The 13,565-nt window shown below is 63.2% G+C and carries 8 protein-coding genes; 5 read left to right on the top strand and 3 right to left on the bottom strand.

All coding sequences use genetic code 11. From position 1 onward, the window contains the following. Positions 1-43: 43 nt before the first annotated feature. The 3 genes from ASC86_RS18995 to ASC86_RS18985 all read left to right on the top strand — a co-directional run bounded on the left by ASC86_RS18995 (position 44) and on the right by ASC86_RS18985 (position 3,049). Complete coding sequence (locus tag ASC86_RS18995; RefSeq protein ID WP_056324769.1) at positions 44-1,045, top strand: SPFH domain-containing protein; 1,002 nt, start codon at positions 44-46, stop codon at positions 1,043-1,045. 3 nt (positions 1,046-1,048) lie between these two features. Continuing rightward, a complete protein-coding gene (locus tag ASC86_RS18990) occupies positions 1,049-1,507 on the top strand; it encodes an NfeD family protein (RefSeq protein WP_056324768.1) in 459 nt (152 codons plus the stop codon). 81 nt (positions 1,508-1,588) lie between these two features. Beyond that, positions 1,589-3,049, top strand: coding sequence for an outer membrane beta-barrel protein (locus ASC86_RS18985; protein WP_056324766.1), 1,461 nt, complete (start codon positions 1,589-1,591; stop codon positions 3,047-3,049). A gap of 135 nt (positions 3,050-3,184) precedes the next feature. On the opposite strand, the gene galU is transcribed toward ASC86_RS18985, so the two are convergent. Next, complete coding sequence (gene galU / locus ASC86_RS18980; protein ID WP_056324763.1) at positions 3,185-4,072, bottom strand: UTP--glucose-1-phosphate uridylyltransferase GalU; 888 nt, start codon at positions 4,070-4,072, stop codon at positions 3,185-3,187. Positions 4,073-4,422: 350 nt separating this feature from the next. Between galU and ASC86_RS18975 the strand changes: the two genes are divergently transcribed. Then, positions 4,423-5,595 (top strand): lytic murein transglycosylase, encoded by a 1,173-nt coding sequence (locus tag ASC86_RS18975; RefSeq protein ID WP_244477652.1) that lies wholly within the window; start codon positions 4,423-4,425, stop codon positions 5,593-5,595. 118 nt (positions 5,596-5,713) lie between these two features. Continuing rightward, a complete protein-coding gene (locus ASC86_RS18970; protein WP_082510301.1) occupies positions 5,714-6,955 on the top strand; it encodes a DUF459 domain-containing protein in 1,242 nt (413 codons plus the stop codon). A 69-nt stretch (positions 6,956-7,024) separates the two neighbouring features. On the opposite strand, the gene ASC86_RS18965 is transcribed toward ASC86_RS18970, so the two are convergent. Continuing rightward, a complete protein-coding gene (locus ASC86_RS18965; RefSeq protein WP_056324759.1) occupies positions 7,025-8,482 on the bottom strand; it encodes a glutamate synthase subunit beta in 1,458 nt (485 codons plus the stop codon). Positions 8,483-8,631: 149 nt separating this feature from the next. After that, positions 8,632-13,347: a glutamate synthase large subunit gene (gene gltB / locus ASC86_RS18960; protein WP_056324756.1), complete on the bottom strand. Its 4,716-nt coding sequence runs from the start codon at positions 13,345-13,347 to the stop codon at positions 8,632-8,634. Between the last annotated feature and the right edge of the window lie 218 nt (positions 13,348-13,565).

Raw genomic sequence — 13,565 nt, 5'->3', positions numbered from 1 at the left:
GGTTTAGGATGTTTCGGCATCCCGTCCAAGAAGGGAGAATTCCATGCCGCTTGCCGGTCTCGATATCGCCGTCATTGCCTTTGTCGTCTTCGTCATCCTGGTGCTGTTTGCCGGCATCAAGACCGTGCCGCAGGGCTTTCGCTATACCGTCGAGCGCTTCGGCCGCTACACGCGCACGCTCGAGCCCGGCCTCAACCTGATCATCCCGTTCATCGACAAGATCGGCGCGCGCTTGAACGTCATGGAGCAGGTGCTCAACGTGCCGACGCAGGAGGTGATCACAAAGGACAATGCCAGCTGCTCGGCCGATGCCGTCGCCTTCTACCAGATCCTGAATGCCGCGGAGGCCGCCTATCAGGTCTCCAACCTGGAAAGCGCCATCCTCAACCTCACCATGACCAACATCCGCTCGGTCATGGGCTCGATGGACCTCGACGAACTGCTGTCCAACCGCGACACCATCAACGACCGGCTGCTGCGCGTCGTCGATGAAGCGGTCGGCCCGTGGGGCATCAAGGTCACCCGCGTCGAGATCAAGGACATCCAGCCGCCCAAGGATCTGGTCGATGCGATGGCGCGGCAGATGAAGGCCGAGCGCGAGAAGCGCGCCCAGGTTCTGGAAGCCGAAGGCGCCCGCAATGCGCAGATCCTGCGCGCCGAAGGCGCAAAGCAATCCGCCATCCTTCAGGCCGAAGGCCAGCGCGAAGCCGCCTTCCGCGACGCCGAAGCCCGCGAGCGTCTGGCCGAAGCCGAGGCCAAGGCGACCAAAATGGTTTCCGAAGCCATCGCTGCGGGTAACGTGCAGGCGATCAATTACTTCGTCGCGCAGAAATACACCGAAGCCATGGCCTCCATCGGCACGGCCGCCAATTCCAAGATCGTGCTGATGCCGATGGAAGCCTCCTCGCTGATCGGCTCGCTCGGCGGCATCGGCGCGATCGCCCGCGAGGTCTTTGGCGATAACGGCCCAGCCCAGCCACGGCCCGCGGCCTCCCGCACGCCGGTCGTGCGCAATCCCTTCGATCCCTCCCGCGGCGAGACCTGATCGATGATCGAGCGCATCCTCTTCGAGCTTGGTCCGTGGGCGTGGTGGGTTCTCGGCCTCGTGCTTTTGGCAGCCGAGATGATCGTGCCCGGCGTCTTTCTCGTCTGGATCGGCATCGCGGCGATCCTGACCGGCGTGCTCTCGCTGTTGTTCTGGCCGTCCGATGTCTGGCTGTGGCAGGTGCAGCTGGTGATTTTCGCGCTGTTTTCCATTGCCGCCGTGTTCGTTGGACGGCGGCTGGTGACCCGCTCGGCCGAGACGACGGACGAGCCGTTCCTCAACCAGCGCGGCGCGGGTCTCGTCGGGCGCACCGCCGTTCTGGAGGAGCCGATCCACGAGGGCCGTGGCCGCATCCGGCTCGACGATACGACATGGCGGGTCGATGGTCCGGACCTGCCCGCCGGCGCCCGCGTCCGGGTGGTTGCAAGCAGCGGCCGGCAGCTGACGGTGGAGGCCGCTTAAGCCGAAATCCGCGCCGCTTAAAGGATTGATTAACCACAACGGTTTACGGTTGATCAACACTTTGAAACGGTTTGCGGGCATATGCGGCAGGGGACGCCAGATTTTCAACCGACCAGAGGCCATTACGCCTCGCGTCCGGCGACGAGGCTCGCCTGGCTGCTGGCGGGCTGCGTCCTCTTTCTTCCCGGCCTCGCCGCAGCACAAAGCCTGACCGATACAGCGGATCAGCAGGCCTACCCTCCCCTCGTCGGCGACCTGGCCGCGCAACCAGCAGATAGCGGAGCGGCAAAGACCACCCTTGCCAGCCCGGATACCGTCGATGATCCGCAATTCGATGCCGCAATTCAGGAAGACTTCAGCCGCCTGAACCTGCGCGAAGGTACGGTTGACGGCCTGCGCAGTCGCTACAACAGCACCAGCGATGCTCCCGGCGTGCGCGTCGGAACCTTCATCCTGAAGCCGACGCTCGGCCAGAGCTATAACCACGAGATCAACAAGGGCAGCGGCGACGAGGACAGGGGCTATCTCGAAACCGGCCTCAAGGGAACGCTGACCTCGGACTGGTCACGCCACCAGCTGACGGTGACCGGCGAAGGCATCTGGCAGAAGAACGTCTCCGGCAGCGGCGAAACCGAACCGCTCGCCGATATCGATGCCGAGTTGCGCCTCGACTTCAGCGAAGACACCATCGGTCGCCTGCGGGCCGGCTATCACTTCGAACGCGAGGATTCGACCGATCCCAACGCGATCGAGGCGGCCACGACCCAATCCGGCATCAACCAATATACGCTGGGCGCCGGCATCGAACATGATTTCGGCCTGCTGCGTGGCTCCGCGCGGGTCGATTTCGACCGTTACGACTATAGCCCCGCCGAATTCGACAGCGGCACGACGCTGTCGATGTCCGACCGCAACCGCAATGCCGGTACAGTGACCGGCCGCATCGGCTATGAAATCTCGCCGGCCATCATCCCCTTCCTGGAGGCGGCAGCCGGCAAATCCGTCTATGACGAGGAATACGATCGCTTCGGCTATCGCCGTTCCTACGACACCTATGCCGGCCGCGCCGGTGTGCAGGTCGATCTCGGCGAAAAGCTCTCGGGCGAGATCGCGCTCGGCTACGAGACTTATCGTTTCGACGATCCGCGCCTCAAGGATGTCGATGGCTTCACCATTGACAGCCTCATGAACTGGTCGCCGATGCGCGGCACCAACATCTACTACGGCCTCTCCACCGGCATCGAGCCTTCGACCACGCCGGGCGAAAGCGGCGCGCTCGTCTATGCCCTCAACAGCCAGGCGACGCGCGAGCTGCGCTCCAACCTCGTGGCGCGGCTTTCCAACAGCCTCACCTTCCGCAAATACCCCCCGGAAAGCTTCTCCAGCGACCAGACGGTGTGGAACACCGGCGCCGGCCTGACCTGGGACCTCAACCGCTATCTCGCTCTCACCGGCGATGTCAGCTACGAGAAGACCAATCAGGACGACGCCCCCTCCTCCAGCGTCACCAAGATCGGTGTCGGGCTGACGCTCCGGCGATAGAAATCCCTCCGTCATGGTCGGGCTCGACGCGACCATCCATCAGCCTCTCCATACGGTGAGAGGGCGGCAGATCCTCGGCTCAAGGCCGAGGATGACGATAGGGTGTGGGATGGCTTTTCGTTTCCCGAACGGACCTTACTTCAAGCTGGCCAGCAATTCCTTGAGCGGCCCTTCGACCACCGAGCGGATATCCGGGCGCTGCAGCGAGAAGGCGACGTTTGCCAGGATGAAGCCATCCTTGGCGCCGCAGTCATAGGTCGTGCCCTGGAAATGATAGGCGGCGAAGGCCTGTTCCCTGGCAAGCTTGATCATGCCGTCGGTCAGCTGGATTTCGTTGCCGGCGCCGCGTTCCTGCGTCTCCAGGATCGGGAAGATTTCCGGCTGCAGGATGTAGCGGCCGTTGATGTAGAAATTCGACGGCGCGGTGCCCGGAGCAGGCTTTTCGACCATGCCGGTGATCTTGTAGCCCTCGGCGATGCGGTCGCCGACACCGACGATGCCGTATTTATGGGCCTGATCGGGCGCGCATTCCTCGACGGCGACGACGTTGCCGCCGCTGTGCTCGTAAAGATCGACCATGCCCTTCAGGCAGCCCTTCTCGCCCTGCATGATCATATCCGGCAGCAGAAGCGCGAAAGGTTCGTTGCCGACGAGTTCGCGGGCGCACCAGACGGCATGGCCAAGGCCGAGCGGCGCCTGCTGGCGGGTGAAGCTGGTGGTGCCGGCCGGCGGCAGGATGCCTTCGAGTAGCGTCAGTTCGGCCTGCTTGTTGCGCTCGCGCAGCGTCTGGTCGAGTTCGACCTGAATATCGAAATAATCCTCGATGACCGCCTTGCCGCGGCCGGTGACGAAGATCAGGTGCTCGATGCCGGCTTCCAGAGCCTCATCCACGACATACTGGATGACCGGCTTGTCGACGACGGTCAGCATTTCCTTCGGCACGGCCTTGGTGGCGGGAAGGAAACGGGTTCCGAGACCCGCGACCGGGAATACGGCTTTACGAACTTTGCGCTTGTCACTCATTGACGTCTCCGAATCACGATAATGTGAATTTCAGTGGGATGGGTATCAAATAGGGCGGGAATACAGGGCAAATTGCTATTTTTTTACGAAGGAAGACGAAACCGGCTCTTCATGGTAAAGAATTTGTTGACCTCATTTTCCTAGACTAGGCTTTCGGCACAGCCATCAACTCAGCGTGCCCCGAAACGACGCAGTAGGTCCTACATATTTTTGCGTGTCCTCTACTGCAAGTCTGTAAATGTGTAGCTGATCCGCCCTGTCTTGTTGAGACAAGGCGGCGATGAAACGGAACGACGCCCATGACGAAGAAACAGACGTCCTTGCTTTGCCGCGCCGCAACCGCAGCCTTCATGACAGCCGCCGTTTTCACGGCGTCCACACCGGCTTTCGCCGACCAGGGTTTCCAGACCTGGATCAACAGCTTCTATGAGACCGCCGCCAAGGCTGGCATCACCAAGGCGACTTACCGGGCCGCCTTTTCAGGCGTGAAATCGCCCGACCCGGTGGTGCTTGAGAAGGCGCAGTACCAGCCCGAGTTCAAGCACAAGATCTGGGAATATGTCGACAGCCGCGTGAACCCCTACACCGTGCGCATTGGCCGCGAGATGGCGGCCAAGCATGCCCGCACCCTTGCAGCGCTGGAGCGCCACTTCGGCATCGACCGCACCGTGCTGCTCGCCATCTGGTCGATGGAATCGAATTACGGCGCCGTGCTGGAGAAAGACGACCGGCTTCATTACGTCCCGCGCGCCTTGGCGACGCTTGCCTATTCCGATCCGAAGCGCGCCAAATATGCCAAGACCCAACTGATCGCCGCCCTGAAAATCCTGCAGGCCGGCGATGTGAGCCCGCGTGAGCTGAACGGCTCCTGGGCCGGCGCTATGGGCCACACCCAGTTCATCCCGACCAGCTATCTGCTCTATGCGATCGATGCCGACGGCAACGGCCATCGCGATATCTGGAACTCGATCCCGGATGCCCTGGCGACGACCGCCAACCTCCTGAAGAAGAACGGCTGGCAGCCCGGCCAGACCTGGGGCTACGAAATCGCCGTGCCGAAGAATGGTGCCCAGTATGCCGGCCAGAGCAAGACGCTCGGCCAGTGGGAAGCGCTCGGCTTTACCCGTCCGAACGGCAAGGGTTTCCGCAATCCCGACCAGCGCGCCGAGCTGAAAATGCCGGGCGGCGGCGGCGGCCCCGGCTTCCTGATGACCAAGAACTTCTTCGTCATCAAGCGCTACAACGCGTCGGATTCCTACGCGCTCGGCGTCGGCCTGCTGGCGGATGAAATCGCCGGCTATGGTGGCATGCAACAGGCCTGGTCGCGGCCGGACGGCTCGCTCGACATCAAGCAGAAATTCGAGTTGCAATCCCGCCTGAAGGAACTCGGCTATTACGACGGTGAAGTGGACGGCAATTTCGGCTCCGGCTCCAAGGCCGCGATCCAGGCCTTCCAGAACCGCAACGGCATGGCGCCGGATGGCGAGCCGACCCAGCAGCTTCTGAAAGCGCTGCGCAACTGATGTGCCCAAGCGGGCGCCGGGCAAACCGGCGCGCGCCGGTTGCCTCCCGGCAGGATAAGCGCCATCTTCCCATTTCGGGCACATTTGCCGGACATTCTGAAGGCGGGAGGCTCGTCACATGACCACGGACAAGATGACCCTTTTCAGCTTTCGCCGCCTTCGGCATCTTGCCGTTCTCGCCCTGACGGCCTTCGCCTTCGTCGCAACATCCTTCGTCGTCGTGCCGCATGAGGTGCAGGCGCAGGAACGGCGCACGCTGCTCGAATTCCTCTTCGGCCGCCGCAAGCCGCGCGAACCCGTCTATGACGACGTTCCCGTCTACGAGCCGCGCCAGCCCCGCCGGCAACAGCAGGACCAGCAGGCGCGGCCGCAGAAGAAGAAACAGAAATCCGTCGTCACCGTAACCACCGAGCCGCCGCCGCCCGTCGTCGAGAAATCGGCGACGGCGAAGAAGGTGCTCGTCGTCGGCGATTTCGTCGCCGGCAGCCTTGCCGACGGCCTCGACGAGGCCTTCCTGACGACACCGGGCATCGTCGTCGAAAGCCGCGCCAGCGGCTCCTCCGGTCTCGTGCGCGAGGACTATTTCAACTGGCAGAAGACGCTGCCGACCTATATCGGCGAGCTGAAGCCCGATCTCGTCATCGTCAGCCTCGGCGCCAACGACCGCCAGCAGATGGTGATCGGCGACGGCAAGGAGAAGTTCAAGACCGATGCCTGGCTCGCCGAATATACCCGCCGCGCCTCGGCCCTTGCCGCGGCTGCCCGCGCCAGCGGCACGCCGTTGCTCTGGGTCGGCATGCCGGCCTTCCAGTCGACGGCGATGACGGCCGACATGGTGACCTTCAACACGCTGTTCCGCGCGGAGGCGGAAAAGGTCGGCGGCACCTTTGTCGATGTCTGGGATGGTTTCGTCGACGAGGCCGGCAAGTTTGTGATTACCGGCTCCGATATCAACGGCCAGCAGGTGCGCCTGCGCGGCTCGGACGGCATCAACCTGACCAAAGCCGGCAAGCGCAAGCTCGCCTTCTATGCGGAAAAGGATATCCGCAAAACCCTCGGCGATGCCGCCGCAGCAAGCTCCGACATTCCCGGCAGCGATGGTTTGAAAGACATCATCGTCACCGCACCGGCCACCAACGAGGACATCACCCAGACGCCGCCGATCAGCCTCAGCGACCCGGACCTCGACGGCGGCGCAGCGCTTCTGGATGGCAACGCTATCCCGGCCGGAAACGGCAAGAGCCCACGTGACATGCTGGTGGACAAGGGCGAGGTCGCGACCGCGCCTGATGGCCGGGTCGATGATTTCCGGCTTGCGAAGCCGGCAACGATTTTGAGCAATCCGGTTATTCGTAATTGAGGCGTTGAAACCGCCAAGCATAAAAAAGGCCAGATTTCTCCGGCCATTTTCGTTTGATTCGTCACCCCATCAGCGCGGCAGGGTGGTCGAGCCCATCAGCGCGATATCGATGGCGCGTGCCGCCTGACGGCCTTCGCGGATCGCCCAGACGACCAGCGACTGGCCGCGACGCACGTCGCCCGCGGTCCACAGCTTGTCGACCGAGGTCTTGTAGTCGACGTCATCGGCGATGACGTTGCTCGAGCCGCGCTTATCCGTGTTGATGCCGAGGCGGTCGCCGAGATCCTTCAGCACGCCGTCGGTGGCGGGGCCGCGGAAACCGATGGCGATGAAGGCGAGATCGGCCTTGATCACGAATTCGGTGCCGGCGATCGGCTTGCGGCGCTCATCGACCTGGCAGCACTTCACGCCGGTCAGGATACCGTCCTCGTCGCCGACGAATTCGAGTGTCGCGACCTGGAATTCGCGGATCGCGCCTTCGGCCTGGCTGGAGGAGGTACGCATCTTGGTGGCCCAGAACGGCCAGACCGAGAGCTTGTCTTCCTTTTCCGGTGGCTGCGGGCGGATGTCGAGCTGGGTGACCTTGACCGCGCCCTGGCGGAAGGCAGTGCCGACGCAGTCGGAAGCCGTATCGCCACCGCCGACGACGACGATATGCTTGCCACCGGCGAGGATCGGATCGGAGGGCCAGCCGACGCTGTCGATGTTTTCGCGGCCGACGCGGCGGTTCTGCTGCACGAGATACGGCATCGCATCATGCACGCCGGCGAACTTGACGCCGGGAATGCCGGCATCGCGCGGCGTTTCCGAGCCGCCGCAATAGAGCACGGCATCATGCTCTTCGATCAGGCTGTCGACGGTGCGGTCGACGCCGACATTGACGCCGCAATGGAAGGTGACGCCTTCGCCGCGCATCTGGTCGACGCGACGATCGATGAAGTTCTTCTCCATCTTGAAGTCCGGGATGCCGTAGCGCAGCAGGCCACCGGGCTTGGTCTCGCGTTCGAAGACGTGAACCTCATGGCCGGCGCGGGCGAGCTGCTGGGCCGCCGCCATGCCGGCGGGGCCGGAGCCGATGACCGCGACCTTCCTGCCGGTCTTCACGACGGCCGGTTGCGGCACGATATAGCCCATCTCATAGGCCTTGTCGGCAATCGCCTGCTCGACGGTCTTGATGGCGACCGGCGCGTCCTCAAGGTTCAGCGTGCAGGCTTCCTCGCAGGGCGCCGGGCAGATACGGCCGGTGAACTCCGGGAAGTTGTTGGTCGAATGCAGGTTGCGGATCGCCTCTTCCCAGTTGCCGTTATAGACCAGATCGTTCCAGTCCGGGATCTGGTTGTGCACCGGACACCCCGTCGGACCATGGCAGAACGGAATGCCGCAATCCATGCAGCGTGCCGCCTGCTTTTCCACTTCCGGCTCGGACATGGGGATCGTGAATTCGCGGAAGTGGCGAATACGATCGGAAGCCGGCTGGTACTTTGCCAGTTGCCGGTCGATTTCCATGAAGCCTGTAACCTTGCCCACTGTCATCCCTCACTTAAATCTTGGCGCCCTGCGCCTCGTCTGTCGGCCACGCCGCAGCAGACACGTTGATCCTGATCGATCCCGCCTTCTCGACCGCGACCGCCGGGTGGCGATCGCAGGAAGCGGCATCATGCGAAATCCTCGCCGCGTTATTCCGCGGCGACGCTCATGCGCATGCGCTCCATCTCCAGAAGGGCGCGCCGGTATTCGATCGGCATGACCTTGCGGAATTTCGGGCGGAACTCGACCCAGTGGTCGAGGATTTCCTTGGCGCGCGGCGAACCCGTGTAGTGCAGGTGGTTCGAGATCAGCTGGTACAGGCGCTCGTCGTCGTGACGCGTCATGTCACTGGCAACGTCGACCATGCCTTTGTGCATGAGGTCGCCGCCGTGATGATGCAGCTTTTCGAGCAATTCATCTTCTTCCGGCACCGGCTCAAGCTCGACCATCGCCATGTTGCAGCGCTTGGCGAAATCGTCGCTCTCGTCCAGCACATAGGCGACACCGCCCGACATGCCGGCTGCGAAGTTGCGGCCGGTCTCGCCGAGAACGACGACGACACCGCCGGTCATATATTCGCAGCCATGGTCACCCACGCCTTCGACGACCGCGACCGCACCGGAGTTACGCACAGCAAAACGCTCGCCGGCCACGCCGTTGAAGTAGCACTCGCCGGAGATCGCGCCGTAGAGCACGGTATTGCCGACGATGATCGACTGGGCCGGCACGATCCGGGCATTTTCCGGCGGCCGGACGATGATCTTGCCGCCCGAGAGACCCTTGCCGACATAGTCGTTGCCGTCACCGATAAGTTCGAAGGTGACGCCGTTTGCGAGGAAAGCGCCGAAGGACTGGCCGGCCGTTCCGCGAAGCTTGACCGAGATGGTATCTTCCTTGAGGCCCTTGTGCTTGTAGCGCTTGGCGACTTCGCCGGAGAGCATGGCGCCGGCCGAGCGGTCGACGTTCTTGATCTCGACGTCGATCGAAACCGGAGTCCTGGCTTCGAGCGCCGGCATCGCCTCGGCGATCAGCTTGCGGTCGAGGATGTCGTGGATCGGGTGGTTCTGCCGCTCGGTCCAGTAGGTCGCCTTCTTCGGCGCATCGACCTTGTGGAAGATGCGGCTGAAGTCGAGGCCATTGGCCTTCCAGTGCGAGATCATCGCATCCTTTTCCAAGAGTTCCGACAGGCCGATGATGTCGTCGAACCGGGCGAAACCGAGCGAGGCCAGGATTTCGCGCACTTCTTCGGCGACGAAGAAGAAGTAGTTGATGACATGCTCCGGCGCACCCTTGAAGCGCTTGCGCAGCACCGGGTCCTGGGTCGCGACACCGACCGGACAGGTGTTGAGATGGCACTTGCGCATCATGATGCAGCCGGCGGCGATCAGCGGCGCTGTCGAGAAGCCGAACTCGTCAGCACCGAGCAGCGCGCCGATGATGACATCGCGGCCGGTCTTCAGGCCACCATCCACCTGCAGCGCGACGCGCGAGCGAAGGCCGTTCAGCACCAGCGTCTGGTGGGTTTCGGCAAGGCCGATTTCCCAGGGGCTGCCGGCATGCTTCAGCGAAGTGAGCGGCGAAGCGCCCGTGCCGCCGTCATAGCCGGAGACGGTGATATGATCGGCGCGCGCCTTGGCGACGCCGGCGGCAACGGTGCCGACGCCGACTTCCGAGACGAGCTTGACGGAGATATCGGCCGCCGGGTTGACGTTCTTCAGGTCGTAGATCAGCTGGGCCAGATCTTCGATCGAATAGATGTCGTGATGCGGCGGCGGTGAGATCAGGCCGACGCCGGGGGTCGAATGGCGGGTCTTGGCGACGGTCGCATCGACCTTGTGGCCGGGCAGCTGGCCGCCTTCGCCGGGCTTTGCACCCTGCGCCACCTTGATCTGCAGCATGTCGGCATTGACCAGATATTCGGTCGTGACGCCGAAGCGGCCCGACGCCACCTGCTTGATGGCGGAGCGTTCGGGGTTCGGCGAGCCGTCATGCAGCGGGAAGTAACGGTCGCTCTCTTCGCCGCCCTCGCCGGTGTTCGACTTGCCGCCGATCCGGTTCATGGCGACGGCGAGCGTCGTGTGGGCCTCGCGGCTGATCGAGCCGAAGGACATGGCGCCCGTCGAGAAGCGCTTGACGATATCGGCAGCCGACTCGACCCGATCGACCGGGATCGGCTTGCGGCCGATGGCGGCAGCATCCTTGATGTTGAACAGGCCGCGGATGGTGTTCATGCGCAGCGCAGCGCCGTTCACCATCTCCGAAAACTCGCTGAAGCGATCCTTGGCATTGCCACGAACTGCATGCTGCAGCGAGGCGATCGAATCCGGCGACCAGGCGTGGCTTTCACCGCGCATGCGATAGGCATATTCGCCGCCGATATCGAGCGTGCGGTTGAGCAGCGGATCGGAACCGAAGGCCGCTTGGTGGCGCGCGAAGGTCTCGCGGGCGATCTCGTCGAGGCCGATGCCTTCGATCTGGGTCGCCGTGCCGAAGAAGTAGCGGTCGATCAGCTCCGAGGAGAGGCCGACGGCATCGAAAATCTGGCCGCCGCAATAGGACTGGTAGGTCGAGATGCCCATCTTGGACATGACCTTGAGGATGCCCTTGCCGATCGCCTTGATGAAGCGATAGACGACTTCGCTCGCATCCACTTCTTTCGGGAATTCGCCGCGCTTGTGCATGTCGAGCAGCGTATCGAAGGCGAGATAGGGGTTGATCGCCTCGGCGCCATAGCCTGCCAGCAGGCAGAAATGGTGCACTTCGCGCGGCTCGCCGGTTTCGACGACGAGACCGACCGAGGTGCGAAGCCCCTTGCGGATCAGGTGATGATGCACGGCCGCCGTTGCCAGCAGCGCCGGGATCGCGACGCGATCTGGCCCGATCTGCCGGTCGGAAAGCACGATGATGTTGTAGCCACCCTTGACCGCGGCTTCTGCGCGCTCGCAGAGCCGGTCGAGGATTTCGAGCATGCCTTCGGCACCGCGTGCGACATCGTAGGTGAAGTCGAGTGTCTTGGTGTCGAAGCGGTCTTCCGTGTGGCCGATCGAGCGGATCTTTTCGAGATCGCCATTGGTCAGGATCGGCTGGCGCACTTCAAGCCGCTTGGCATGCGCTGCGCCCTCATGGTCGAGGATGTTCGGGCGCGGGCCGATGAACGACACGAGGCTCATCACCAGCTCTTCGCGGATCGGATCGATCGGCGGGTTGGTGACCTGCGCGAAATTCTGCTTGAAATAGGTGTAAAGCAGCTTGGTCTTGTCCGACATCGCCGAGATCGGCGTATCGGTGCCCATCGATCCCACCGCTTCCTGACCAGTGGTCGCCATCGGCGACATCAGGATCTTGGTGTCTTCCTGGGTATAGCCGAAGGCCTGCTGGCGATCGAGCAGCGACACGTCGCGGCGGAGCGCCCGCGGCTCGACGGGCTTCAAGTCTTCCAGGATGAGCTGGGTGTTGTCCAGCCACTGGCGATAGGGGTGACGGTTGGCGAGCGTCGACTTCAAATCCTCATCGGAAATGATGCTGCCCTTTTCCATGTCGATCAGCAGCATCTTGCCGGGCTGCAGCCGCCACTTCTTGACGATGCGCTCTTCCGGTACCGGCAGCGTGCCGGCTTCCGAGGCAAGGATCACGCGGTCGTCGTCGGTGACGAGATAGCGGGCCGGACGCAGGCCGTTGCGGTCGAGCGTCGCGCCGATCTGGCGGCCATCGGTAAAGCAGACCGCAGCGGGGCCGTCCCACGGCTCCATCAGGGCGGCGTGGTATTCGTAGAACGCCTTGCGCTCGGGCTGCATCAGCTGGTTACCGGCCCAGGCCTCGGGGATCAGCATCATCATCGCATGGGACAGCGAATAGCCGCCCTGCACGAGGAATTCGAGCGCGTTATCGAAACAGGCCGTATCCGACTGGCCTTCATAGGAGATCGGCCAGAGCTTGGAGATATCGTCGCCGAACAGCGGCGAGGACACCGACGCCTGGCGCGCCGCCATCCAGTTGACGTTGGAGCGCAGCGTGTTGATTTCGCCGTTGTGGGCGACCATGCGGTAAGGATGCGCCAGCTTCCACGACGGAAAAGTGTTGGTCGAGAAGCGCTGATGCACGAGCGCAACGGCCGTCTCGAAGCGCGGATCGGCGAGGTCCTTGTAATAGGCGCCGACCTGATAGGCGAGGAACATGCCCTTGTAGACGATGGTCCTGGATGACAGCGACACCGGATAGAAACCGGTTTCGGCGCCCTGATAGGCGTCGTAGATGCGGTTGGAGATCACCTTGCGGAGCGTGAACAGCCGGCGCTCGAACTCGGCATTGGTAGCGGCATCGCGGCCGGCGCCGATGAAGACCTGCACATGGCGCGGCTCGGTGGCGGCGATCTCGGGCGCCTTGGAGAGCGAGGAATTGTCGACCGGCACGTCACGGAAGCCGAGCAGAACCTGCCCCTCTTCGGCTACGACATCGGCAATCACCTTCTTGAAGTGATCGACCTGCGCTTCTTCCTGCGGCATGAACATATAGCCGACGGCATAGTCGCCCGCCTTCGGCAGGGTGATGCCCTGCTTGGCCATTTCCTCGCGGAAGAAACGGTCGGGGATCTGCACGAGAATGCCCGCACCATCGCCCATGAGAGGGTCGGCGCCGACGGCGCCGCGATGGGTGAGGTTTTCGAGGATGAACAGGCCGTCCTTGACGATCTGGTGCGACTTCTTGCCCTTCATATGGGCGACGAAGCCGACGCCGCAGGCATCGTGCTCGTTGCGCGGATCGTAGAGCCCCTGTTTTTTCGGGAGGCCGAACGTGGTTTTCTCAGCCGTCGCAGCCGTCGGCGCACGGTTGAGTTCCAGTTCCTGTGATGGCGTGAAATCCGTCATCGTCTTCCCTCCTGTTGGGCCCATCATCGGGCAATCCCTGCAGTCCGGGCGGGGCCGCGGTTAAACCGCTGGCCGCTCCGGCATGATCGTCTCATGATCCTGGTGCAGCCGCAAACGATGCGTCACGCGATCAGGCTCGGCGACCGTTGCGATGTGAGCGCGCGCCCGTGGCGGGCTGCTGCTTTCGATCGTCGGCCGCAGGCGCTTGGAGGCGTTGG

The sequence above is a fragment of the Rhizobium sp. Root1212 genome, from assembly GCF_001424985.1.
Taxonomy (GTDB): Bacteria; Pseudomonadota; Alphaproteobacteria; order Rhizobiales; family Rhizobiaceae; genus Pararhizobium.
Note: the sequence above shows the minus strand (reverse complement) of the source record. Positions and strands in the feature narration are given on the sequence as shown.